This is a genomic window from Pseudomonas arabinosi (assembly GCF_047758675.1).
Taxonomy (GTDB): Bacteria; Pseudomonadota; Gammaproteobacteria; order Pseudomonadales; family Pseudomonadaceae; genus Aquipseudomonas; species Aquipseudomonas arabinosi.
On the sequence record NZ_CP180480.1, the window covers coordinates 1,221,637 to 1,247,231 of the forward strand.

At 59.0% G+C, this 25,595-nt stretch carries 18 protein-coding genes; 7 read left to right on the top strand and 11 right to left on the bottom strand.

Features of this window, described 5'->3' with window-relative positions:
• Positions 1–494: 494 nt before the first annotated feature.
• Positions 495–1,862, top strand: coding sequence for a DNA repair protein RadA (radA, locus tag ACMXYJ_RS05595; RefSeq protein WP_033054257.1), 1,368 nt, complete (start codon positions 495–497; stop codon positions 1,860–1,862).
• A gap of 54 nt (positions 1,863–1,916) precedes the next feature.
• Here the strand turns inward: radA and ACMXYJ_RS05600 are convergent, their stop codons facing one another.
• A complete protein-coding gene (locus ACMXYJ_RS05600) occupies positions 1,917–2,864 on the bottom strand; it encodes an IS110 family transposase (RefSeq protein WP_415756263.1) in 948 nt (315 codons plus the stop codon).
• Between the two features lie 237 nt (positions 2,865–3,101).
• Entirely contained in the window at positions 3,102–3,470 is a 369-nt protein-coding gene (locus tag ACMXYJ_RS05605; protein WP_415759054.1) for a PilZ domain-containing protein, read from the bottom strand.
• 158 nt (positions 3,471–3,628) lie between these two features.
• Here ACMXYJ_RS05605 and ACMXYJ_RS05610 point away from each other — a divergent pair, with 158 nt between their 5' ends.
• The 3 genes from ACMXYJ_RS05610 (at position 3,629) to yjiA (ending at position 7,049) form a co-directional block, all read left to right on the top strand.
• Entirely contained in the window at positions 3,629–5,695 is a 2,067-nt protein-coding gene (locus tag ACMXYJ_RS05610) for a carbon starvation CstA family protein (protein WP_415759055.1), read from the top strand.
• Positions 5,696–5,709: 14 nt separating this feature from the next.
• Positions 5,710–5,907, top strand: a complete 198-nt coding sequence (locus tag ACMXYJ_RS05615) for a YbdD/YjiX family protein (RefSeq protein WP_008154232.1) — start codon at positions 5,710–5,712, stop codon at positions 5,905–5,907.
• A gap of 170 nt (positions 5,908–6,077) precedes the next feature.
• Positions 6,078–7,049, top strand: coding sequence for a GTPase (yjiA, locus tag ACMXYJ_RS05620; protein ID WP_415759056.1), 972 nt, complete (start codon positions 6,078–6,080; stop codon positions 7,047–7,049).
• Positions 7,050–7,175: 126 nt separating this feature from the next.
• Here yjiA and ACMXYJ_RS05625 read toward each other — a convergent pair whose 3' ends face one another.
• The 5 genes from ACMXYJ_RS05625 to ACMXYJ_RS05645 all read right to left on the bottom strand — a co-directional run bounded on the left by ACMXYJ_RS05625 (position 7,176) and on the right by ACMXYJ_RS05645 (position 15,638).
• Entirely contained in the window at positions 7,176–7,892 is a 717-nt protein-coding gene (locus tag ACMXYJ_RS05625; RefSeq protein ID WP_415759057.1) for a GntR family transcriptional regulator, read from the bottom strand.
• Positions 7,893–7,917: 25 nt separating this feature from the next.
• A complete protein-coding gene (locus tag ACMXYJ_RS05630) occupies positions 7,918–8,622 on the bottom strand; it encodes a FadR/GntR family transcriptional regulator (protein WP_123367761.1) in 705 nt (234 codons plus the stop codon).
• A 67-nt stretch (positions 8,623–8,689) separates the two neighbouring features.
• Positions 8,690–10,003, bottom strand: coding sequence for a C4-dicarboxylate transporter DctA (locus ACMXYJ_RS05635; protein ID WP_415759058.1), 1,314 nt, complete (start codon positions 10,001–10,003; stop codon positions 8,690–8,692).
• A 278-nt stretch (positions 10,004–10,281) separates the two neighbouring features.
• Positions 10,282–11,535 (bottom strand): serine hydroxymethyltransferase, encoded by a 1,254-nt coding sequence (glyA, locus tag ACMXYJ_RS05640; protein ID WP_415759059.1) that lies wholly within the window; start codon positions 11,533–11,535, stop codon positions 10,282–10,284.
• A gap of 254 nt (positions 11,536–11,789) precedes the next feature.
• Positions 11,790–15,638, bottom strand: coding sequence for a sensor domain-containing protein (locus ACMXYJ_RS05645; protein WP_415759060.1), 3,849 nt, complete (start codon positions 15,636–15,638; stop codon positions 11,790–11,792).
• A gap of 285 nt (positions 15,639–15,923) precedes the next feature.
• On the opposite strand from ACMXYJ_RS05645, the gene ettA reads away from it, so the two are divergent.
• Together ettA and gdhA are read left to right on the top strand one after the other, a co-directional pair.
• Complete coding sequence (gene ettA, locus ACMXYJ_RS05650) at positions 15,924–17,588, top strand: energy-dependent translational throttle protein EttA (RefSeq protein WP_415759061.1); 1,665 nt, start codon at positions 15,924–15,926, stop codon at positions 17,586–17,588.
• Between the two features lie 371 nt (positions 17,589–17,959).
• On the top strand, positions 17,960–19,297 hold the full coding sequence (gene gdhA, locus ACMXYJ_RS05655; protein ID WP_415759062.1) for an NADP-specific glutamate dehydrogenase: 1,338 nt from the start codon (positions 17,960–17,962) through the stop codon (positions 19,295–19,297).
• Here gdhA and ACMXYJ_RS05660 read toward each other — a convergent pair.
• From ACMXYJ_RS05660 to ACMXYJ_RS05675, 4 genes are all read right to left on the bottom strand, one after another.
• Positions 19,294–19,788 carry a GreA/GreB family elongation factor gene (locus ACMXYJ_RS05660; protein WP_415759063.1) on the bottom strand — a complete coding sequence of 165 codons (495 nt, stop codon included), beginning with the start codon at positions 19,786–19,788 and terminating at the stop codon, positions 19,294–19,296. The genes gdhA and ACMXYJ_RS05660 overlap by 4 nt on opposite strands.
• Before the next feature lie 70 nt (positions 19,789–19,858).
• Positions 19,859–20,215 (bottom strand): hypothetical protein, encoded by a 357-nt coding sequence (locus ACMXYJ_RS05665; RefSeq protein ID WP_074871055.1) that lies wholly within the window; start codon positions 20,213–20,215, stop codon positions 19,859–19,861.
• Positions 20,216–20,432: 217 nt separating this feature from the next.
• Positions 20,433–22,286, bottom strand: a complete 1,854-nt coding sequence (locus ACMXYJ_RS05670) for an Lnb N-terminal periplasmic domain-containing protein (protein WP_415759064.1) — start codon at positions 22,284–22,286, stop codon at positions 20,433–20,435.
• A 104-nt stretch (positions 22,287–22,390) separates the two neighbouring features.
• A complete protein-coding gene (locus ACMXYJ_RS05675) occupies positions 22,391–22,879 on the bottom strand; it encodes a DUF3015 domain-containing protein (RefSeq protein WP_008154254.1) in 489 nt (162 codons plus the stop codon).
• A gap of 275 nt (positions 22,880–23,154) precedes the next feature.
• Between ACMXYJ_RS05675 and ACMXYJ_RS05680 the strand changes: the two genes are divergently transcribed.
• Positions 23,155–25,593 carry a Lon protease family protein gene (locus ACMXYJ_RS05680; RefSeq protein WP_415759065.1) on the top strand — a complete coding sequence of 813 codons (2,439 nt, stop codon included), beginning with the start codon at positions 23,155–23,157 and terminating at the stop codon, positions 25,591–25,593.
• Positions 25,594–25,595 lie beyond the last annotated feature (2 nt).

Genomic DNA, 25,595 nt, shown 5'->3' on the forward strand with positions numbered 1-25,595 from the left:
GCGCTCGCTGAACATTTTATCCGTCGATCACTCGCCTCAGCCGAGTGGAAGGAGGTGCAGGATAAAACTATAGAAAGTAGGGGTATTCGCACTGGGTTGATGCAAGGCAATGTGCGGTAGATGAAGTTTTATATGAATGGTTTGCAGGGTGTAAAGACTCGCGCCTCAAACAAATTACCTGTGCTAAATATCTGAAGGCCATTATATTGCCATTGGCTTGGTTGTTCATATTGTAAGTTTGGCTTAACAGTTGGGTTGTACGTTCGGGTTTTAAATGGCTAAGATTTGTACAAGTTTCGATTTTTGTTTCATTGGACAAGACTAGTATTTGATTGGGTGTGTCGGGGCGGGAAGTTGTACAAATTTTTATAATTAGTAATGCAGTGAATATATTCCAGGGGCTGAACAAGTTGCTACCGGCGATCCGCTGGGTAACTTCGCCGCGCTGATCCGCACCAGCTGAGCTATCATCGCGTTTTTTGCCGGGAGTTCAGATGGCCAAGGCCAAGCGCATGTACGGCTGCACCGAGTGCGGCTCAACCTTCCCCAAGTGGGCTGGCCAGTGCGGTGAGTGCGGGGCCTGGAACACCCTGACTGAAACCATGGTGGAGAGCGGTGGCGCCGCAGCCCCCAGCGGTCGCACCGGCTGGACCGGTCAACAGGCGCAGATCAGGACCCTTGCCGAAGTCAGCGTCGAAGAGATTCCGCGTTTTTCCACAGCCTCCAGCGAGCTCGATCGAGTGCTGGGCGGTGGTCTGGTAGACGGTTCGGTGGTGCTGATCGGCGGTGATCCGGGTATCGGCAAATCGACCATCCTGCTGCAAACCTTGTGCAACCTCGCCAAAGTCATGCCGGCGCTGTACGTCACCGGCGAAGAATCCCAGCAGCAAGTGGCCATGCGCGCCCGCCGTCTCGGTTTGCCTCAGGATCAACTGCGGGTGATGACCGAAACCTGCATCGAAACCATCATCGCCACGGCCCGTCAGGAAAAGCCCAAGGTGATGGTGATCGATTCGATTCAGACGATCTTCACCGAGCAACTGCAATCGGCACCGGGCGGCGTGTCCCAGGTCAGGGAAAGCGCGGCGTTGCTGGTGCGCTATGCGAAGCAGAGCGGCACGGCCATTTTCCTGGTCGGTCACGTGACGAAAGAAGGTGCATTGGCCGGGCCGCGAGTGCTGGAGCACATGGTCGACACGGTTCTGTATTTCGAAGGCGAATCCGATGGGCGTTTGCGTTTGCTGCGAGCGGTGAAAAACCGTTTCGGCGCCGTCAACGAACTGGGCGTGTTCGGTATGACCGACAAGGGGCTGAAAGAAGTCTCCAACCCGTCAGCGATTTTCCTGACCCGTGCGCAGGAAGAAGTGCCGGGCAGTGTGGTCATGGCGACGTGGGAAGGGACGCGGCCGATGCTGGTGGAAGTCCAGGCACTGGTGGATGACAGCCATTTGGCCAATCCCCGTCGGGTAACGCTGGGGCTGGATCAGAATCGTCTGGCGATGTTGTTGGCGGTGCTGCACCGTCACGGCGGCATTCCGACCCACGATCAGGATGTGTTTCTCAACGTGGTTGGCGGGGTGAAGGTGTTGGAAACGGCCTCCGATCTGGCGCTGATGGCGGCGGTCATGTCCAGTTTGCGCAACCGGCCACTGCCCCATGATCTGCTGGTGTTCGGCGAGGTGGGGCTTTCCGGCGAAGTACGCCCGGTGCCGAGTGGCCAGGAGCGCTTGAAAGAGGCTGCCAAACACGGCTTCAAACGCGCCATCGTGCCCAAGGGCAATGCGCCGAAAGAGGCGCCGCCGGGGTTGCAGATTATCGCCGTGACGCGTCTGGAACAGGCGTTGGACGCGCTGTTCGAATAAATTTCCAGACAGAACACAATCCCTGTGGGAGATTCTATGGTTGAGGGGAAGCCCTCAACTGACCTTTGACTGATATTCGCTTTGCCCTTTCAGCAAGGCGAATGCCACCCGCGCAAGCTTGCGAGCCAGCATCACCAGCGCCTCAGTGGTGCTGAAACCCCGGGCTCTTTGGGCTTCGTAAAACCCTTTCCAGGCTTTCGTACGGCTAGCCGACATCGCTGCATTGTGCAGAAGCCGGCGAGCCTCGGGGTCACCGCGCTTGGTCAAACTGCGGCGACCGTCCTTCTGTCCTGATTTAGACACCCGTAAATCCATGCCCAGGAAGGCGATAAACGCATCCGCGTTTCTAAAATCCCCGCGCTGAAACGCAGTTATCAAGCGAGCCCCAGTCAAAAATCCAATGCCTTCAACTTTCAGGCAACGTTTCAGTTGACCGAGTAAACCGGCTTCTTTGAGCTGATCGTTGATCGTCTTTTCGATCAGCGTTTCAAGCTGCTGCATGGACTTCACTTGTTCTGCAAAAGCCGCCTTCAGCAGCGACTCATTCGACCAACTCTGCACCAGGCCAACCCTAGCCTGGACCAAGGCAGCCCGGCGACGGAAGAGGCTCAGGAGCTGGCGGTACAGCGGTGATGGTGGGGTCCAAGGGCGCAACTCCTCGGCTTCGTTCTTCAGGTAACGGGCCAGCAACTTGGCGTCCAGCGCGTCGGTTTTGGCGCGGATCTTTACGCCTTCGCGATAATGTTTGAGTTCATAGCCTCCCACCATGTAAATCGCGCATCCGGCCTCATAGGCTAGATCAGCAAAGTCCAGGTGATAGATGTTGGTCGCCTCAATGGCAATAGCCACCGTCCCCGGCAACGTCTTCAGCCACTGCTTGATGGATGTTTTAGTGTTAGGAATCTCTTCAAGCAAATCGTTATCCGCCTGATAAATCACCAGTTCATTCTTGGCGACATCCACGCCCACGATCGGTTTTGATAGAGAGACCGGCATTGCCATAGGATTTCCTCCGAGATAAGGTTTGAGCACTTGAAGGGCTCACCCAGAGGCGCAGGCTTGTTCCTATCGTCGGTCTAGCCAGATGCATTCTTTATCGGCGCTTGGGTGAAAGGAGGAGGGGCGAAATCTCCCACGGTCTGTACTGCGTCAACAGTCAGAATCGAGCCTTGTCCCTCCTCCTCCCTTCAAGTCCTACCATACAAGCGAGCTTGCTCCCACAGGGTTTGTGTTGGGCTGTCAGACTTCGATCAAGGCGCCCAATTCGCGCTCCAGTTCCTCGGGATCCCCCAGGTTGAGTTCAACCAACCGCCGCAGGCGTTCGATGGATTCCAGGCTGATGTGTTTGCAGACGAAGCCGAGCTGGCCACGGTCATCGTGGGTCAGCAGCACATCCATCTTGATAGCGACTTCATCAGTCAGATGAATATCGACGCAAAAGTGATGCTCCCGATTCCCCAGCCACGGTTCGGGCTTTTCGATCAACAGTCCCTTGAGTGACAGGTCGATCAACTTCACAGGCCAGATGAATTCCCCTTGGCTCAGCTCGGTTCGGGCATCGAACGCGATACGTTTGAAGCGGCGGCGATCGGCAGGGTGCTCGCTCATGGCGCAATCCTCGTAAATGTTCGCTGACTATAGACCCGCATTGTCAAAGGCGGCCAGCAAAGTGATGGCTCAACCCATGTCGGGGGATGGCCTTTGCGGCCGTTAGCGCTAAACTCGGGATGGCTGTCTTTCTTGTCCACCCTGGCTGGAATCATAAAATGAAAAATAATAATAGCCTGCTACGCCACTTACCCTGGCTGCTGCTGGCAATCGTAGGGGCGTGCGCCCTTGGTGTAGTGGCATTGCGCCGAGGCGAGGCGATCAACGCCTTATGGATTGTGGTCGCCGCTGTGGCCATCTATCTGGTTGCGTACCGTTACTACAGTCTGTTCATCGCTAACAACGTGATGCAACTCGACCCGCGACGGGCCACCCCCGCCGTGCTCAATAATGACGGTCTGGACTACGTCCCCACCAACAAACACATCCTCTTCGGTCACCACTTCGCGGCCATCGCTGGCGCGGGGCCGTTGGTCGGTCCGGTCCTGGCGGCGCAGATGGGTTACCTGCCCGGTACGCTGTGGCTGATTGCCGGCGTGGTGCTGGCCGGTGCCGTTCAGGACTTCATGGTCCTGTTCATGTCCACTCGCCGCAACGGCCGTTCCCTCGGCGACATGGTCCGTGAAGAAATGGGCCGCATCCCCGGGACCATCGCGCTGTTTGGCTGTTTCCTGATCATGATCATCATCCTCGCGGTGCTGGCGCTGATCGTTGTGAAAGCCCTGGCCGAAAGCCCTTGGGGCATTTTCACGGTGATGGCGACCATCCCGATCGCGATGTTCATGGGCATTTACATGCGCTACATCCGCCCGGGCCGCATCGGTGAAATTTCCGTGGTCGGCGTACTGCTGCTGCTGGGTTCGATCTGGCTGGGCGGGCAGATTGCCGCTGATCCGGTCTGGGCCAAGGCGTTCAGCTTCACCGGCGTGCAGATTACGTGGATGCTGGTTGGTTACGGTTTTGTGGCCGCCTCGTTACCGGTCTGGCTGATTCTGGCGCCGCGTGACTACCTGTCGACGTTTCTGAAAATCGGCACCATCGTGGCGTTGGCGATCGGCATCCTGATCACCATGCCTGAGCTGAAAATGCCGGCGCTGACCCAGTTTATCGACGGTACGGGGCCGGTGTGGAAAGGCGGTCTGTTCCCGTTCCTGTTCATCACCATCGCCTGTGGCGCGGTCTCCGGTTTCCACGCGCTGATCTCCTCCGGCACCACGCCGAAACTGCTGGATAACGAAGTCAACGCCCGTTACATCGGTTACGGCGGCATGCTGATGGAATCCTTCGTCGCCATCATGGCGATGGTGGCGGCGTCGGTGATCGAGCCAGGTGTGTATTTCGCCATGAACAGCCCGGCGGCAGTCGTCGGCAGTGACGTGGTGGCTGTGGCTCAAACCGTCAGCAGTTGGGGCTTTGCAATTACCCCGGAAGCGTTGCAAGCGGTGGCCAAGGACATCGGTGAAACCACCATCCTGGCCCGTGCCGGCGGTGCGCCGACCCTGGCGGTCGGTATCGCACAGATCCTGCACAGTGTCCTGCCGGGTGAAAACACCATGGCGTTCTGGTACCACTTTGCGATTCTGTTCGAAGCGCTGTTCATCCTGACCGCCGTCGATGCCGGTACCCGTGCCGGCCGCTTCATGCTGCAGGACTTGCTCGGTTCCTTCGTGCCAGCGCTGAAACGCACTGAATCCTGGACCGCCAACCTGATCGCAACCGCCGGTTGCGTGGCGATGTGGGGTTGGTTGCTGTACCAGGGCGTGATCGATCCGCTGGGTGGCATCAACACCTTGTGGCCGTTGTTCGGTATCTCCAACCAGATGCTGGCCGGTATCGCGCTGATGCTGGCGACCGTTGTGCTGATCAAAATGAAACGCCAGCGCTACGTCTGGGTGACCATGCTGCCCGCTGTGTGGCTGCTGATCTGCACCACCACCGCAGGCTTCATCAAGCTGTTCGACGCCAACCCGGCGATCGGCTTCCTGTCGCTGGCCAAGAAGTACAGCGATGCGCTGGCCAACGGTCAGATCCTCGCCCCGGCCAAGGACATTACGCAGATGCAGCACGTAATCTTCAACGCCTACACCAACGCAACGCTGACGGCGCTGTTCCTGTTCGTGGTATTCAGTATCCTGTTCTATGCGCTCAAGGTCGGTATTTCCGCCTGGGGCAGCAAGGAACGTACGGATAAAGAAGCGCCATTCCAGGCTCTGCCGGATGCGTAATCGAGGAGTGCAGCATGTTCAATGACCTGAGTCGCCTCGGTAAATACCTCGGTCAGGCCGCGCGCCTGATGGTCGGCATGCCCGACTACGACAATTACGTCGAGCATATGCAAACCAAACACCCGGACAAACCGGTGATGACTTACGAGATGTTCTTCCGGGAACGCCAAGAGGCTCGTTACGGTGGCAAGGGTGGGCCGAAGTGCTGTTGATCTACTAGTAGCGGGTTATCAGATGTAATGTGGAGCGGGCTTTTGTGGGAGCGAGCTTGCTCGCGATGCAGACAACTCGGTATATCGTCAACACCGAGGTGATGCCATCGCGAGCAAGCTCGCTCCCACAGGACCGCTCCCTTTTTTTGTGTAGTAGAAGGAGATCCAGTTTGTCCTCTCCCATCCCAGTCACAATCCTCAGTGGCTTTCTCGGCGCGGGAAAAACCACGCTGTTGCGCTACCTGCTCAAAGCCGAACATGGCCTGAAAATCGCCGTGATCGAGAACGAATTCAGCGACGCCGGTATCGATACCCAACTGTTGGGCGACGAACCGGTGCAAGTGATGACGCTGTCCAACGGCTGCGTCTGCTGCACCATCCACACCGACCTGACCAAGGCTTTGTACCTGCTGCTCGAACGCCTGGACAGCGGCGAAATCGCCTTCGACCGTCTGGTGATCGAATGCACCGGCCTGGCCGACCCGGCACCTGTGGCCCAAACCTTTTTCATCGATGAAGAGCTGCGCGAGCGCTACATCCTTGACGGCATCATTACCCTGGTCGATGCGGCGCACGCGGACACTCACCTGACTCAAACCATTGCTCAGGCGCAGATCGGTTTCGCCGACCGCTTGCTGGTGAGCAAACGCGATCTGGTGGACGAGGCGACCTTTAACGCGCTGAGCGAGCGCCTGACCCGCATCAACCGTCGCGCACCGATCCGCGTGGTCGAGCACGGCAAGATCGATCTGGCCGAATTACTCGACGTGCGCGGTTTCAATCTCAATGCAGACCTTGGCGGAGGTGTCAGCCTGCGCCCGGTGAGCAAAACGCCGTCCATCGACCGCATTTCCAGCCTCGTGCTGCGCACCGACAAGCCGCTGGATATCGATAAACTCAGCGAGTTCATGAATGAACTGCTGGAGGACCATGGCAAGCAATTGCTGCGCTACAAAGGCGTGTTGAACATCCTTGGCGAGCCGCGACGCATGGTGTTTCAGGGTGTGTTGAAGTTATACGGATTCGATTGGGACACGGAGTGGGCGGACGATGAAACGCGTGAAAGCGTGATCGTGTTCATTGCCGATGATTTGCCGGAAGAGAAAATCCGTGAGGGGTTTGCGCGGGTGGCTGCAACCTGAAGCACTGTCGGCGTCTGCTATGGCCTCATCGCGAGCAGGCTCGCTCCCACATTGGATCTCCTGTGGACACAGAATATCTGCGCGCCGCGGATCAACTGTGGGAGCGAGCTTGCTCGCGATGGCGATTTAACCGGTAACACGATTTTGGCTAGAAACCGAAACAGTATTTAGCAATGTTTCCTCCAGCAGATCCAGATGCCGGCTCAGTAGCGTCTCGGCCTTCCGAGCATCCCCGCGCTCAACCGCATCCAGAATCCCCTCATGCGCCTGCCACACGCAATAACCCTCGGCCTGCGCATCAAACTGCGCAATCGCCAGCGAAGTAAGCGGCACCAGGCTGCCAAGAAAATGCGCCAAAGGTGCATTCCCCGCCATTTCGGCCAACCGTAAATGAAACTCCCCGGACAACCGAATTGCCGGGCCACGCTGATCGCGCTCCAGACACCGGCGCTCACTATCGATCAAGTCGCGCAGACGATTGAGGTCTTTCGGGCGAGGCTGCTGACAGGCCAGCCGTACCAGCGTGAGCTCGGTCAGTCGTCGGGCATGCAGCGTCTGCCGAGTCTGCTCGGCATCGGGCGCGGCGACTCGGGGACGATGATGGGTCCGAAGGATAATGATCTGCTGATGGGACAGCTGCGTCAGCGCGCTACGAATGTCACTGCGTCGAGCGCTGAACATCTGCGCCAGGCTGTCTTCAGTAAAGCGACTGGCTGCATGGATGCGCTGTTCGAGAATGGCATCGAATACCCGTGAGTAAAGATCATCCGCCGACGGCTTCCCAGTGTTCGTTCGGGGGAAGGGCAGGGCAGTGAGGGTTTGCGGTGAGGCGAAGCTGTTCATGGCCTGTCTCCAGTTCGAAGCGGACTCAACTGACGAGGTTGTCGTCCGGAATATTCAGTTCGATGCCCATCCGCTGGCCTTCCCGAAGGATGTGCCGACGCATTTCGGCGCTGGCCTGGGCGCTGTTTTTACTGCGAATAGCGCGCACCACGGCTTCGTTCTCCTCAAGGCGCTCAGCCAAATGCTCCGGGGAGTTGCGCAGCACGTCGGCGCTTTGCTTGAGGGCGTTGCTGGTCTGTTGCACCACACTCTGGAAAATAGGGTTAGAGGTCAGCGTGAACAGCTCTTCGTGAAACGCGATGTAGGCGTTCACCCCGGCTTCGCTGTCGTTGGCTTCCAGCGCTTCGCGCATGTCCATCAGGGTCAGGCGTAGTTGCCCGACTTCCTTGCTGCTGATCGATTGCGCCACCAGGCCGACAATGAACGGTTCAAGCGTGTAGCGCAGTTGCAGCACGTCTTCCAGACTCGCACCGGCGACTGCGCTGTCGTGGCTTTGGCTGTCGCTGAGATTGGCCTCCAGCACCACCACACCTTTACCCGGCATGGAGCGCACCAGTCCGAGGGTTTCCAGCACGATGACGGCTTCGCGCAGGCTCGGGCGGCTGATACCCAGTTGTTCGGCCAGCTCACGCTGCCCCGGCAGCATTTCGCCGGAGCGCCACTGACCACGGGCCAAAGCGGCCCGGAGTTTCTCTACGACTGAATTGACGACGGTTGACGTGGTGATCACTGTTCGCTCCATGAGCATCCAAAACGATTGATGACCGTGCCTGCCCGTGGGCAGGCACGGCGATTATTCAGAATTCCTGCTGATGCGCAGGGCCGACAGGTTTTCTCGGCTGGAAGGTATAACCCACCTGGCCAGAAAGTACTTTGTTCGCCCGTTGAATATCGATGTCCTTTTCCCAGCGCGCGATGGCCACGGTGGCGACGCAGTTGCCGATCAGGTTGGTCAGCGCCCGGCCGATGCCCATGAACCAGTCCACTGCCAACACCAGCACCAGGCCGACCACCGGAATTGCCGGGATCGCCGTCAGTGTCGCCGCCAGAATCACCAGCGCCGAGCCGGGAATCCCGTGGGCACCTTTGGAGGTGATCAACGACACCAGCAGAATCGTCAGCAGGTCGGTCATGGCCAGCGGCGTGCCGGTGGCATTGGCGATGAACACGATGGCGAGGGTGAGGTAGATCGAGAAACCGTCCAGGTTGAACGAGTAACCGGTCGGAATCACCAGCCCGACTGTCGAACTGCCGATGCCCAGATGCTCAAGCTTGCGCATGATTTGTGGCAGCACGGCGTCAGAAGAAGCGGTGCCCATGACAATCAGCAGTTCTTCGCGCAGGTACTTGAGCAACGGCCACATCTTCAGGCCCGAAAGGCGCATCACCAGGCCGAGAATCAATGACACAAACGCGAAACAGGTCAGGTAAAACAGGCCAACCAGGCTACCCAGGTGCTGCAGCGAATCCAGGCCATATTTGCTGGTGGTGAAAGCGATGGCGCCGAACACGCCGATCGGCGCCAGACGCACGATCATGCCCATGATGCGGAAGATCACGTGGCTCAGCTCATTGATCAGCCGGGAAATCCCCGACGCTGCTTCGCCCACCAGGTTCAGCGCACTGCCGAACAGCACCGAAAACAGCAGCACTTGCAGAATGTTGTTCTCCGCGAAGGCGCCGATTACCGAGGTTGGAATCAGGTTCATCAGGAACTGGGAAGTGGTTTGCATGTGCTGACCGCGCTGGGCGATGTCGCCCATGTCGGCAGCGGAAAGCTGATCCAGATGAATGTTCGCGCCGCTGCCGATGCCGGTGGTGAAAGCGAACACCAGACCAATCACCAGGGCGATGGTGGTCAGGATTTCGAAGTAGATCACCGATTTCAGGCCGATGCGTCCGACTTTCTTCAGGTCGCCAGCACCGCTGATGCCGCTGACCACTACGCAGAACACGATCAGACCGATGAGCATCTTGATCAGTTTGATGAAGCCATCGCCGAGCGGTTTGAGCTGGGCGGAGTATTCAGGAAGGGTCAGCCCGCAGACGATGCCGAGCACCAGTCCGAGAACCACTTGGAGGAAGATTGAACGCGAGCACCATCTGAGCATGGGAGGAATCCTGGTCGGTGTCCTGGCTGCCGTGCGCTACGCGCATCAGATTCAGGACTTAATTATTGTGGTCTTACCGGTATGTCCAGTGCAGGCGCAGTCTAGGCGCTGTTTTTGGGTGATCGCAAGCAGATTTTGAGTAATTGGCATGACCGGTCTTACCAGTTGGGTGCAATGCCCCGACCTTGAGCCTTTTCGCGGTTTGAAAAAAAAATGCGGACGAAAAAAAACCGGCCATCACTGGCCGGTTTTTTCATTGCTGCGGTTTAGCGGGCTGATTAAGCGCCGTATACCGGCAGCTTCTTGCAGATGGCCTTGACCTTCTCACGAACGGCGTCGATCACCGCTTCGTTGGAAAGGTCAGCCAGGATGTCGCAGATCCAGCCGGCCAGTTCTTTGCACTCTGCTTCCTTGAAGCCACGAGTGGTCACAGCCGGAGTACCGAAGCGCAGGCCGGAGGTGACGAACGGGGAGCGTGGATCGTTTGGCACGGAGTTCTTGTTCACGGTGATGAACGCTTTGCCCAGAGCGGCGTCAGCGTCTTTACCGGAGATTTCCTGCTTGATCAGCGACAGCAGGAACAGGTGGTTTTCAGTACCGCCCGATACCACGTCGAAACCGCGCTCGATGAACACACCGGCCATGGCCTTGGCGTTCTTCACCACTTGTTGCTGGTAGGTCTTGAACTCAGGCTGCAGCGCTTCCTTGAAGCAGATCGCTTTAGCGGCGATCACGTGCTCCAGCGGGCCACCCTGGGCGCCCGGGAATACCGCGGAGTTCAGTTTCTTCTCGATGTCGGCGTTGGCGCGAGCCAGGATCAGGCCGCCACGTGGACCGCGCAGGGTCTTGTGCGTGGTGGTGGTCACGACGTCAGCGAAAGGCACCGGGTTCGGGTAGACGCCAGCGGCGACCAGACCGGCCACGTGGGCCATGTCAACGAACAGGTAGGCGCCAACTTTGTCAGCGATTTCGCGGAAACGCGGGAAGTCCAGAATCTGCGAATAGGCAGAGAAACCGGCCACGATCATTTTCGGCTTGTGTTCAACCGCCAGACGCTCGACTTCGTCGTAGTCGATCAGGCCGTTGCCGTCGATACCGTACTGAACGGCGTTGTACAGCTTGCCGGAGGAGGAAACGCTGGCACCGTGGGTCAGGTGACCGCCGTGCGCCAGGCTCATGCCCAGGATGGTGTCGCCCGCTTGTAGCAGAGCCAGGTAAACGGCGCTGTTGGCTTGCGAACCGGCGTGCGGTTGAACGTTGGCGTAATCGGCGCCGAACAGTTCTTTTGCACGGTCGATGGCCAGTTGCTCGACCACGTCGACGAACTCGCAACCACCGTAGTAGCGCTTGCCCGGGTAGCCTTCGGCGTACTTGTTGGTCAGTACCGAGCCTTGAGCTTCCATGACCGCAGGGCTGGTGTAGTTTTCCGAAGCGATCAGCTCGATGTGTTCTTCCTGGCGCTGAGCTTCTTGCTCCATGGCGGCAAAGAGATCGGCGTCGTACTTGGCAATAGTCAAATCACGGCTGAACATGGCGGTCCTCAAGGATCGGGGCAGAAAAGGGGGGCATTCTAACCCAATGGGTTTTAGATGGCATATGAAAGGACATCATGTCGCAGACAAGTGGGCTTCATGACGGGATCAGCGGTGATCGTGCCAGCGGGTGATAGGTGATCGTTCCCACGCTCTGCGTGGGAATGCCTCACTGGACGCTCTGCGTCCGCTTCGGCATGTGACGCGGAGCGTCACTGGCTGCATTCCCACGCAGAGCGTGGGAACGATCAACCTCAGTCGAACATGAAGAGCGCATCATTGCTGAACTGCGCCTCAAACCGGCTCGCCGGCATCGGCCGCCCGAACAGATAGCCCTGAACCTCGTCGCAACCATGCTCACGCAGGAAGTCGAGTTGCTCGTGGGTTTCCACGCCCTCGGCGATAACCGCCAGATTGAGGCTGTGGGCCATGGCGATGATCGCGCGGGCAATCTGTGCATCCTGCTCGCCCGACGGCAGGCCGTCGACAAAGGTGCGGTCGATTTTCAGCACGTCGATGGGGAACTGCTTGAGGTAGTTGAGCGATGAGTAACCGGTGCCGAAGTCGTCGACCGCGATGCTCAGGCCGAGATTTTTCAGCCCGGCGAGAATCTGCATCGCTTCACTGACTTCGCGCATCAGGATACTTTCGGTCAGCTCCAGCTCCAGGCACGCTGGCGGCAGGCCGGTTTCCTTGAGGATGGTGGCGATCCGCGTCCCGAGTTGGCCGTCGGAGAATTGCCGGGCCGAAATGTTCACCGACACCTTGGGTACCCGGACCTTGGCCTGATGCCAGGTCTTGAGTTGACGGCAGGCCTCGCTGATCACCCAGTCGCCGACATCCACCACCAGCCCGAGCTCTTCGAGCACCGGAATGAAGTCTCCCGGTGGCACCAGACCGCGTCGCGGGTGACGCCAGCGCAACAAGGCTTCGGCGCCGGTCAGGCGTTTGCCATCGCCGCTGAACTGCGGCTGGTAATACAGCACAAATTCGTCTTGCTCCAAGGCATGACGCAAGTCGCTTTCCAGCTCCAGACGCTCCAGGGCGCTGGCGTTCATATCGGCCTGATAGAACTGGAAGTTGTTCTTGCCACGCTCCTTGGCGTGATACATCGCGGTGTCGGCGTTTTTCATCAGCTGGCTGAGTTCGTTGCCGTCCTGAGGGCTCAGGGCGATGCCGATACTGGCGGTGACGAAGAACTCGCGGCCTTCAAGCACGAACGGTTTCACCAGGCTGGCGAGAATCTGTTCAGCCACATGAATTGCCCGGTTCAAGGCGATTTCACGGTTGGCCCGCGGTTGCAGCAGCAAGGTGAATTCATCGCCGCCCATGCGCGCCACGGTGTCGTCATCATCGACACAGCCGAGCAGGCGCGTGGCCATTTCCTTGAGCATGCGATCGCCGGCGGCGTGGCCCAGGGAGTCGTTGATCGGTTTGAAGCGGTCCAGGTCGAGGAACATCAGCACCACCCAGGACTTTTGCCGTTCGGCCGATTGCAGCGCCGTGTGCAGGCGATCCTGGAACAGCGTGCGGTTGGGCAGGTGGGTCAGGGCGTCGTAATAGGCGAGGCGGTGAATCCGCTGCTCACTGGCCTTGCGTTCGCTGATGTCGCTGAAGAAGCACACGTAGCTGGCCAGATCACCTTCGTCATCCAGCACCGCCGTGATCCCGACCCAGGCCGGGTAATGCTCGCCATTGCGTCGTTTGAGCCAGACTTCGCCTTCCCACGTGCTGTGCTGATGCAATTGCTTGAGCACGTAACGCAGGTGGGCTTCCTGCTGTTCGTCGACGGTCAGCATGTTCGGCAACTGGTCGAGCACCTGCTCTACCGCATAACCGCTGACGCGGCTGAAGGCTTCGTTGGCCTGGACGATGTAGCCGGCCGGGTCGGTGATCAGGATCGCCGAGGTCGAGTGCTCAAATACGGTCGCGGCCATGCGCAGGTCTTTTTCGGCCCTGCGTTGCTGACTGATGTCGCGACCGACGCCCAGCACGCCCTCGAATGCACCGTGTTCGTCCCAGACCAGCACCAACCGCAGTTCGATAGGAATCTTGCGCCCGTCGGCCCGCAGGCAGTCGAACAAAAACAGTTGGGTCTGCACCTGGCTGCGCAACAGCGCCAGTTGCTCCGGTTTATTCAGCGCTTTGCTGACCCGGTCCATCAGGCTGTAAATGCCGGTCAGCTGTTGCGGGTTGGCGATGGTCGATTGCCAGCCGTTCTGGAAAATCCAGTCGGCGTCGTAGCCCAGCACGGCTTGCACCGACGGGCTGACGTAGTTGAGCGCCATCTTGCTGTCGGTCGAGAAAATCACGTCGCTGATGCTTTCTGCGAGCATCCGGTAACGCTGCTCGCTGTCGCGCAGGGACTCACTGGCTTCAATCTGATCGGTGATGTCCTTGGCCACGCCGATGATTCGCGTGACCTGATCGTGCTTGTCCCGCGCCAGCGCCTGTTCGCGGATGTCGAAGCGCCGCCATTTACCGTCCCGGTGGCGGAAGCGCAGCTGGCATTGCATCAATTGTCTGTAACCGGTCTGGCGCTGGGTTTGGCGCGAGCGGTGGTAGAAGTCGGCATCTTCGGGGTGCAGCAGAATTTCCCAGAAATACTCGCCCATCTGGTGCAGTTCGGTTCGGTTGTAACCGAGCGTCTGGCCCAGGTGATGGTTGCTGAAAATCATTCGCTGGCTGATCACGTCTTGCACGTACAGATGATCCGGTACGGTGCGCACCACGTCGGACCAGAATCCTTCGCGCTCCAGCAGCGACAGTTCGACGAGCTTGCGGCTGGTGATGTCGGTGATGCTCAGGATTACCGCTTTATAGTCATCCTGGTCTTCTGGCAGACGCAGGACCAGCCACAAGTGCTGGTCTCGGCCATTGGCGTCTTGCAGTTTGATTTCCAGTTCAAGCTGTTTCTGCTGGTTGAGCACCGCATCGAGCACTTGATTGCCGATCGCGGTTCCGTCCTGCGGGTTACCGTCGATCAGCAGTTTCCAGGCTTGATCGCACGTGTTGACGTTGAGCAGTTGCAGGGCGACCAGGTTGACCTCGGTGATGCGCAGTTCCTGCAGCAGTTGCTGGCGCTGTTCCGGTGTCTCGAGCCAGGCCTTCAGTTGTTCGCTGCTGTGCAACTGAGCCTTGTCGAAGAAGCTTTTGAGCCCGGACACGTCGAGTACACACAAGGCGACGCCGGTGCCTTCGAAAATATCCTGGTAACGTCGACGGCCTTCGTGCACCTGGCGTTGACGGCGGCGCATGTTCAGCAGGGCGATGAACGGCAGCAGCGAGAAGGCCAGGCCCAGAAGGCATTTGCCGATGAACGCCGGCAGCAGCTGTTCGATCATCCGTTGCCGGTCGAACAACCCGCGCAGTTGCCAGTCGCTACTGCTCAGGGGCACGGTCAGCACGCTGTTGGCCACATCGTCCTCGGTCAGTTCGCCGGGCTTGGCCAAGGGTAGTGACTCATCGCGACTGATGACTTGGTGATTGAAGCGGTTTTCCACCAGCCACAGCGGACGAATTCCGGTTTCGTTTTGTTGGGTCAGCGATGAGAAAAATGTCGGCGTCAGGCGCAGAACCCAGTAGCCGCGAGTGCTGCCGCTGGCTTGATGCAGCAGCAGATGCACCACCGAGCCGTCATTGGCGTTGCTGAAATAATGGGCCTGGGCGTGACTGCGCCGGACCAGTTCGCTCAGGTAGTCGGCATCGTCGCTGTTGTCGGCGCTGTCGGTGAGGACTTTTCCGGAAGGGCTGAGCAGCGCGAGGCTGCGCAGGTCAGGCAAGGATTTTTGCAGTTTGCGAAACAGCGCCTGCTGTTCGTCGGCGCTTTGCGGTTGTTCGACGATCGGTAGCAGGTTGAGGGCGATCTGGGCGTTCAGCGCCATGTTCAGGCTGACTTGCGAGGCCAGATCGGCGGTGTAGTCGATGGTGTACTGACGCTGGTGTTTTTGGGCATCACGAAGCTGATCCAGCAACTGCCAGAACAGCAGTGCGAGCAACAACAGGACGAGCGCCGCCAGCGCGCCCTTCAAGGATCCACGCAGGGGTGAGCCGGTCGCAGGATTGAGTGCGCTCACGGAAGATGGGGGAGTGACATTAGACAAACTGTAATCCTGCGGTTTGGCTGGACTGGCGCGACGTGCACTATAAGCCGGACGCCCGAAGGGCGGCTAGCATGCCTTGAGTTGTGGCAAAGTGCCAGTCCCGCTCGGCTGGACTGCCTTCCGTCAATCAGGTAGCTTTGCCGGTTACGCGGGAGCGTTCCAGCTCCTAGAATCAGGCTTTTTCAGCGCGCACGCATTGATACCCCTCAATCGGACGACGCGCACGGCCTGGCCGGGCATCGCCCGCGCCCCAATCATTCATCGTTCACTGACCCTAGGTTCTCCATGGCTCAATACGTATTCACCATGCATCGGCTGGGTAAAGTTGTTCCGCCGAAGCGGGAAATCCTGAAAAACATTTCGCTGTCGTTCTTCCCGGGCGCCAAGATTGGCGTACTCGGCCTCAACGGTTCGGGTAAATCCACGCTGTTGAAAATCATGGCGGGCGTCGACACCGAGTTCGAAGGCGAAGCCCGTCCGATGCCGGACCTGAACATCGGCTACCTGCCGCAAGAACCGATCCTGGACCCGACCAAGACCGTGCGTGAAGTGGTCGAGGAAGCGGTCAGCGTGATCAAGAACGCCCAGGCGCGCCTGGACGAGGTCTACGCGGCTTACGCTGATGAAGATGCCGACTTCGACAAACTGGCCGCCGAACAGGCCAAGCTCGAAGCCATCCTGCAAGCCAGCGATGGTCACAACCTGGATCGCCAACTGGAAGTCGCCGCCGATGCGCTGCGTCTGCCGGCCTGGGATGCCAAGGTCGAATTCCTGTCCGGTGGTGAGAAGCGTCGTGTGGCCCTGTGCCGCCTGCTGCTGTCCGCACCCGACATGCTGCTGCTCGACGAACCCACCAACCACCTGGACGCCGATTCCGTCGCCTGGCTGGAGCACTTCCTGCACGATTTCCCGGGCACTGTGGTAGCGATCACGCACGACCGTTACTTCCTGGACAACGTTGCCGGCTGGATCCTCGAGCTCGACCGCGGCGCCGGTATCCCGTACGAGGGCAACTATTCGGGTTGGCTTGAAGCCAAGTCCGATCGTCTGGCTGCCGAATCCAAGCAGCAGTCGGCTCACGAAAAAGCCATGAAGGAAGAACTGGAGTGGGTGCGCAAAGGCGCCAAGGCCCGCCAGTCCAAATCCAAGGCTCGTCTGCAACGCTTCGAAGAAATGCAATCGCAGGAATTCCAGAAGCGCAGCGAAACCAACGAGATCTACATCCCGGCCGGTCCACGCCTGGGCGACAAGGTCATCGAATTCAAGAACGTTTCCAAGGGGTATGGCGATCGCGTGCTGATCGACAACCTGTCGTTCTCCATGCCTAAAGGCGCCATCGTTGGCGTGATCGGCGGTAACGGTGCCGGTAAATCGACCCTGTTCCGTATGTTGATGGGCAAGGAAACACCGGATTCGGGCAGCATTGAAGTCGGCGAAACCGTGCAACTGGCGTGCGTCGATCAGAGCCGCGAAGACCTGGACGGCAGCAAGACTGTGTTCCAGCAAATCTCCGACGGTTCCGATCAGATCCGCATCGGCAACTACGAGATCCCGTCGCGCACCTACGTCGGTCGCTTCAACTTCAAGGGCGGCGATCAGCAGAAGTTCGTCAAGGACTTGTCCGGCGGTGAGCGCGGTCGCTTGCACCTGGCCCTGACCCTGAAAGAGGGCGGCAACGTCCTGCTGCTCGACGAACCGTCCAACGACCTCGACGTTGAAACCCTGCGTTCCCTGGAAGAAGCCCTGCTGGACTTCCCGGGCGCTGCCATTGTGATCTCTCACGATCGGTGGTTCCTTGACCGCGTCGCGACTCACATCCTGGCGTACGAAGACGACTCGCAAGCGGTGTTCTTCGAAGGCAACTACACCGAGTACGAAGCCGATCGCAAGAAACGCCTCGGCGAAGCGGCTTCCCAGCCGCACCGCGTCCGGCACAAAAAACTGGCCTGATTTCAGGTTGGTTGTATGAAAAAACGGAGCCTTCGGGGCTCCGTTTTTTTTTGTCTTTCAGATAGACCGAGGTGCGACATTCGCGAGCAAGCCCGCTCCCACATGGGATTTATCCAGGCGGAAAATCTTTAATCCAATGGAGATCTACTGTGGGAGCGAGCTTGCTCGCGATGGCGATTCCCAAATCAGTGCAAACCGGGATCTGATAATCCCTAATCGGGTGCAATAAAGAGCTTTTCAGGTGCGTATTTATATCAAGCGCACCATTTAATTTCATAATTGCGACATTTTGTTCTGTCATGGTGCGCAATCAGTTTGCTAAAGTCCGGCCCAATCTGTTCCAACGACAATAAATTTGCCGAGACTTTTCCATGATCGAATCCGTTGAATCCTTCCTTGCCCGCCTGAAAAAACGCGACCCCGATCAGCCTGAATTCCACCAGGCTGTGGAAGAGGTGCTGCGTAGCCTGTGGCCGTTTCTTGAAGCCCATCCGCACTATCTGACATCCGGTATTCTGGAGCGGATGTGCGAACCGGAGCGGGCGGTCGTTTTCAGGGTTTCCTGGGTCGACGATCAAGGCAAAGTGCAGGTCAACCGCGGATTCCGCATCCAGATGAACAGCGCCATCGGTCCGTACAAGGGTGGGCTGCGTTTCCATCCTTCGGTGAACCTTGGCGTGTTGAAGTTCCTTGCCTTCGAGCAGACCTTCAAAAACTCGCTGACGTCGTTGCCGATGGGCGGTGGCAAGGGTGGTTCGGATTTCGATCCCAAAGGCAAAAGCGACGCTGAAGTCATGCGGTTCTGCCAGGCCTTCATGAGCGAGTTGTACCGTCACATCGGTGCAGACGTTGACGTTCCGGCCGGTGATATCGGCGTCGGTGCTCGGGAGATCGGTTTCCTGTTCGGCCAGTACAAGCGCCTGAGCAACCAGTTCACCAGCGTGTTGACCGGCAAGGGCCCGAGCTATGGCGGCAGCCTGATTCGCCCGGAAGCCACCGGTTTCGGCTGTGTGTACTTCGCTGAAGAAATGCTCAAGCGCAGCGGTGAAACCGTCGAAGGCAAGCGCGTGGCCATCTCCGGTTCCGGCAACGTTGCGCAATACGCGGCGCGCAAAGTCATGGACCTGGGCGGCAAAGTGATTTCGTTGTCCGACTCCGAAGGCACGCTGTACTGCGAAAGCGGTTTGACCGAAGAGCAATGGCTGGCGGTGCTGGAGCTGAAAAACGTCCAGCGCGGGCGCATCAGTGAACTGGCCGGCCGTTTTGGCCTGGAGTTCAAGGCCGGCCAGCACCCATGGGCGCTGAGTTGCGACATCGCGCTGCCTTGCGCGACACAAAACGAACTGGATGTCGAAGCAGCTCGCACGTTGCTGCGCAATGGCTGCATCTGCGTGGCGGAAGGCGCGAACATGCCGACCACCCTTGAAGCGGTAGACCTGTTTATCGAGGCGGGGATTCTGTTCGCGCCGGGCAAGGCGTCCAACGCCGGTGGCGTCGCGGTGAGCGGGCTGGAGATGTCGCAGAACGCCATGCGCCTGCTGTGGACCGGTGGTGAAGTGGACAGCAAACTCCACGCGATCATGCAGTCGATCCACCACGCTTGCGTGCATTACGGCGAAGAGAATGGCCGGATCAACTACGTCAAAGGCGCGAACATCGCCGGCTTCGTCAAAGTTGCCGACGCGATGCTCGCCCAGGGCGTGGTTTAAGCCGGTTCGATACGGATGATCTCGATCACCTGATCGCCCGCCGGACGTTGCCACAGCACCTCGTCGCCGAGTTGCGCCCCGAGCAGCGCCCGGCCCAGCGGTGAACCCCAGTTGATCAGGCCCGCAGACGCGTTGGCCTGGTCTTCACCGACCAGTTGCACGGTTTGCTCGGTGCTGTGTTCGTCGGCGAAGGTCACGCGGCTGCCGATCTGCACTTTTTGCGTTGAGTTGGCGGCGGTCACGACCTGAGCGCTTTGCAGGCGCTGGTTAAAATACCGCAAATCGCGTTCAAGGTCCGCCAGGCGCTGCTTGTCGGCGTGCTCACCTTTGGCCGATTGCTCGCTGTGCAGGTGTTGTAATTCGGCGACTTTCACCTGCAACTGGGCCAGTCCCGTGGGCGTGACGTAATTGGGCTGTGCGCTGACTTGCCGTTCGACAGGCTGATCGGCTTGCGCGGCGGCGTTATCTTCATTGACGAAGGCACGACTCATGGTTTTCTCCCGTTATAGGGTTTGGGCCATGGTCGCAGGCTTTTAGTTTCGACAGATATCTGTGGGCGACTTATTGCGAGCGAAAAGCACGAGCGGCGTCCTGATCCTTCTGCTGCTGCCAGGCTTTGTCCCGGTCGTCCCAATGGTGGCTGCGATAATCCTCACGGTCCTCGCTTTCGCGCATTGCCTGACACTGACGGAAGCCATCGCTCCAGCCCTCGGCGTATTGCTTGTCCTTGAGGTAACGCGGAACGTTTTTACGAAACTCTCCGGTGATTGCCCCCGCCGCCTGCCGGCCACTGCTGCACCCGTCATCGAAGCCATCGGCGAATGCCGGTGGATAACCCTTGGCGATCAAATCCTCGTGGGTCGTCTGGCAACCCGCGATCAACATCAGCAAACCCACCACACCCACGCAACGCCACATCTCAGACTCCCAGGCCGTCAACGGCCTATGGGAGAAGTCTAGGAGTGGATTCGTGAGGTGTTTGTAGAAGGTCTGTGAAAAAACCATTCAACACCTCAGTACAACTGTGGGAGCGAGCCTGCTCGCGAAGGCGGTGGATCAGCCAACATTGATGTCGACTGATACTCCTCATTCGCGAGCAGGCTCGCTCCCACATGGGAATTGCGGTGTTTTCGAGCTAGTAGTGATACCACTTCACCTCAAGCATCACTTCGTTCTCGGGCGAAGCCAGGTGGCTGAATTCGCGCTGGGCACTCAGGCGCAAACCCAGGTTGCGCGATAATTCCCACTGCTGGTTCAGACTCACGCTACGGCGCACTTCGCCGTTGGTGAAGAAGTCGCCCTTGGCTTCCAGGCTGAAGTTGCCCAGCGGGTTTTTCCACAGCACGCCGCTGTTGAAGCCTGCTGCCGGGGCGATGAAGCCGGCGAAGTCGTTGTTGTGCTCAACGCGCACGGTGCCCAAAGCAAAGCCAAGCATGTCGTCGCCCAGTTGCCAGGTCCCGCCGCCACCGCCATTGACGTGGCTGACCAGGGTTTCGTCGTCATGCTTGCCCGGCACGCGCTCCAGGCCGCCGGTGACTTGCCACGAGAGTGGTTGCAGCAATTCATTGCGCGGGGTCAGGGAGCGGATGGTCGCCAGGTCCAATTGCTGCAACTGCCAGTGATTGCCTTCGTACTGGCGCAGTTTCATTTGCAGGATTTCAATCTGCGCGCCGAGGGGGAAGCTTTCGGCGTTGTCGTTGAGGTCGTGATACGCCATGCGCAAGCCATACTCGCCAAACGCCTTGTCGCCCCGAGTGCCGATGCCGGCCTGCCAGGTGCGCGATTCATGGCCGTCCTCGGGCAAGCCGGGTTGCGGGATGTCCAGTTCCGGTGCCGGGTTCTGGTTGATCGCCCGCAGCAATTCAAAACTGCGCTGCGCCCGTTGCGGATCGCGTTCCTGGCCGTTGGCGCGGTAGCGCTCCAGGCGATAGGCCGCGTCGATGATCAGCGCCTGACGGTCCTTGGGTTGAGCCTTGAACGCCGGCTCTTGCAGTTGCTTCTGGTCGGCGCTGACTTTCAGCACCCATTCCTCTTCTTCATGGGTCAACGGCTCGGCGCGGCTCAGCAGTTCACGTTCGCGAGACGGTCGATACTGAATGGACTCCACCAGTCCGGCTTCTTTCACCGCTTTGACGGTGTCCGTAGGAATCGCGGTCAGCGGGAACTGTTCGGTCAATCGCAGGCTCGGGCGGGCGACTTGCAGCAATTCCAGCAGACGATAAGAGCAGTTTTCATCGAAGAAAAAATAATCGAACTGGATCTGCTTGAGCTCCCAGACGTGCTCGACCATGCGCTCGGTTTCTGCCTGGGTCAGATTGAGGCGGTATTCCCACAGATCGCGGTTCTCGAGACTGCGGTACTCCGAGAGTTTTTCTTGATACGGCACCAGCGCAAACAAGCCGGGATAGCCGCCCATCAAGCCTTTCCAGGCATACAGGATGCTGTTGTCCGAGCCTTCGATGTACGCGCCAAAGTTGATTGCATAACTGAGCAGGGCAGTTTGATCGCTCTGCACATTGGCCTGGTCGATGCGCAGCAATGTGTGGCCGAACATCGATGACGGACTGTTCAGATACGCCGCCGGGAAAATCATCACCGCACTGTGGGGCGAAACATCCTTGAACCATTGCTTGAATTCACTGCAGTCCAGTGTCGGCAAATCGTTCAACTTGAGCTGCGCCTTCAGCCAACGGGTGCGGGCCGGGTAGACGCATTGCGCATGCTTTTCACCGGCACTCGCCGGGGCGTACAGCGCTTGCACGGTCGCCGCCAGTTCACGGTCAGGATGTTCATTGCCATCGGCGGCGAGGAAGAATTTTTTGTCGCTGACATAGCTGCGCCAGCCGCCGAGTTTGGCGGTTTCGTAGTGACCCAGGGAAATCCAGAAGGGGTCATTGGCCAATTGCTGCAAACGTTGATTGTCGATTTTGGGCGTGGCAGACAGCGGGGCGCAGACACAGAGCGCCAGCCAGACAAGGCGTTTGAGCATAGTGAGCAACTTAAGTCGAAAGGAACAAAAACCCAAAGGGGCAGGCCAAAAGGGCCAGGTTCAAAAAATAAAACCCGCTCCGAGAAGGAGCGGGCATGTCGAGCTTAAGCTTGCGTAGCGTACTTGGCCAGACGAGGATCGCTCTTCAGAACGGCCAGGGTGTTGGTATGCACGTCGTCAGCGGTCACGTCAGCCTTGCTGAAGATCTGCTGGAAGTGCTCATGAGTGACGGCGGCGAAATGCGCACGGTCTTCCGGCGCCACGCCCAGTACCACGGCGTAAGTGGTCAGCGCTTCGCCCTGACCTTTTGCCATGTCTTCAGAGAGCTCGTTCATCATGCCATTCATGGCAATCCAGGATTTGCCGCCATAGGTCAGCGACGCATTAGTCGAGCAACCGTTGGTACCCGAGGTCATACCGAACGTTGCGTTGCCGGAAGTGCCGTTGGTGGTGGATGCCAGGAAGTGAGCCGGGGTGCCACGCTGACCTTCGAACAGCATGTTGCCCCAACCGCAGTCCGGGCCGCCTGGCGCCTGAGCCATGGCGTTGATGGATACAGCGGTGAAGAGAGTACCGAGAAGAATCCGTTTCATAGCTTTGTTCTCTTTATGTGCATACCAATGGACAGGGGTCTGGCCCGATCTGGCGCCAGTGGGCCGGTTATTGTTCCAGCCGCGCAGTTTGGAGTTTAGGCACGTTCCGCAGGTTCCGTGATTTTTTGCGAAACATTCGTTGAAAACATTGATTTAGGCCCGTCCCGCCTGGAGATGCCGCTTTGTCTATGCTTTGGCTAGAGGCGCGCCTTGCAAGTGAGGTATGGGCAGCGCCAGAATGCCGCTATCTGCCCCGCCTGATGTAAGGAAGCCCGATGCCTGATCCTGTTGCTGCCAGCTTGCGTCTAGCGCCCGAAGCGCTGACCCGTCCGTTTTCCGCTGAACAGTTCAGCTTCTCTACCACCAATGATTTGGAGCCCTTCCGCGGTGTGCTTGGCCAGGAACGTGCGGTCGAAGCCTTGCAGTTCGGTGTGGCAATGCCACGCCCCGGTTACAACGTATTCGTCATGGGCGAGCCCGGCACCGGCCGGTTTTCGTTCGTCAAACGCTACCTGAAAGCCGAAGGCAAACGCCTGCAGACCCCGGCGGACTGGGTCTACGTCAACAATTTCGATGATCCTCGCGAACCTCGCGCGCTGGAGTTGCCGTCGGGCACCGCTGGCGCCTTTATCGAAGACATCAACGGCTTGATCGACAACCTGCTGGCGACTTTCCCGGCCGTGTTCGAGCACCCGTCCTATCAGCAGAAGAAAAGCGCCATCGACCGCGCCTTCAACCAGCGTTACGACAAGGCGCTGGACGTGATCGAGCGCCTGGCGCTGGAGAAGGACGTTGCGCTGTACCGCGACAGTACCAATATCGCCTTTACGCCGATGAGCGAAGGCAAGGCCGTGGACGAAGCCGAATTTGCCCAGTTGCCGGAAGCCGATCGCGAGCGTTTTCACGACGACATTTCGTGGCTGGAAGAGCGGCTGAACGAAGAACTCGCCAGCCTGCCGCAATGGAAGCGTGAGTCGAGCAATCTACTGCGCCAGCTCAACGAAGAAACCATCACCCTGGCCTTGCAGCCATTGCTTTCTCCGTTGTCCGAGAAGTATGCGGAAAACGCGGCGGTCTGCGGTTACCTGCAAGCCATGCAGGTGTACCTGCTCAAGACCGTGGTCGAGCAACTGGTGGACGACAGCAAGACCGACGCCATCGCCCGCAAGCTGCTGGAAGAGCAATACGCGCCGAGCCTGGTGGTCGGTCATCCGTTCAGCGGCGGTGCGCCAGTGGTCTTCGAGCCGCACCCGACTTACGAAAACCTGTTCGGCCGCATCGAGTACACCACCGATCAGGGCGCGCTCTACACCACGTATCGACAGTTGCGTCCGGGTGCGCTGCACCGCGCCAACGGCGGCTTCCTGATTCTCGAAGCGGAAAAAATGCTCAGCGAGCCGTTTGTGTGGGATGCACTCAAACGCGCGCTGCAATCGCGCAAATTGAAAATGGAATCGCCGCTGGGCGAGATGGGCCGTTTCGCCACCGTGACCCTGACTCCGCAACACATTCCGTTGCAGGTCAAAGTGGTCATCATCGGCGCCCGACAGCTCTACTACACGCTGCAGGACCTCGATCCGGACTTCCAGGAGATGTTCCGCGTCCTGGTGGACTTCGACGAAGACATTCCGATGGTCGACGAAAGCCTGGAGCAGTTCGCCCAGTTACTTAAAACCCGCACCTCCGAAGAAGGCATGGCGCCGCTGACCGCTGATGCGGTGGCACGCCTGGCGACTTACAGTGCTCGCCTGGCTGAGCACCAGGGGCGTTTGTCGGCGCGGATCGGTGATCTGTTCCAACTGGTCAGCGAGGCGGATTTCATTCGCCAACTGGCCAGTGATGAAATGACCGACGCCGGGCACATCGAACGTGCGCTCAAGGCCAAGGCCACGCGTACCGGGCGCGTCTCGGCGCGGATTCTCGATGACATGCTGGCCGGGATCATCCTGATCGACACGGACGGCGCGGCGGTGGGCAAATGCAACGGGCTGACAGTGCTGGAGGTCGGCGACTCGGCGTTCGGTGTGCCGGCGCGGATTTCCGCCACGGTCTATCCGGGCGGTAGCGGCATCGTCGACATCGAGCGCGAGGTCAACCTCGGTCAGCCCATTCACTCCAAAGGCGTGATGATTCTCACCGGGTACCTGGGCAGCCGTTACGCCCAGGAATTCCCGCTGGCGATTTCCGCGAGTATCGCCCTGGAACAATCCTACGGTTACGTCGATGGTGACAGTGCATCGCTGGGCGAGGCTTGCACCTTGATTTCGGCGTTGTCGAAAACCCCGCTCAAGCAGTGTTTTGCGATCACCGGCTCGATCAACCAGTTCGGTGAAGTGCAGGCGGTGGGTGGGGTCAACGAGAAGATCGAAGGCTTCTTCCGGCTCTGCGAAGCCCGCGGACTGACCGGTGAGCAGGGCGCAATCATTCCCCACGCCAACGTTGCCACGCTGATGCTCGACGAGAAAGTGCTGACGGCGGTGCGTGCGGGGCAGTTCCACGTCTACGCCGTGCGCCAGGCTGATGAAGCCCTGAGCCTGTTGGTCGGCGAGCCGGCCGGTGCGCCGGATGCCGATGGCCAGTTCCCAGAAGGCAGCGTTAACGCGCGGGTGGTGGAACGCTTGCGGGTCATCGCAGAAATGATCAGCGAAGAAGACCTCAAGGAAGCCGAGAAAGAAGCTGCACAGGAAGCACTGGTCGAGGCCAAGCCGGCCTGACC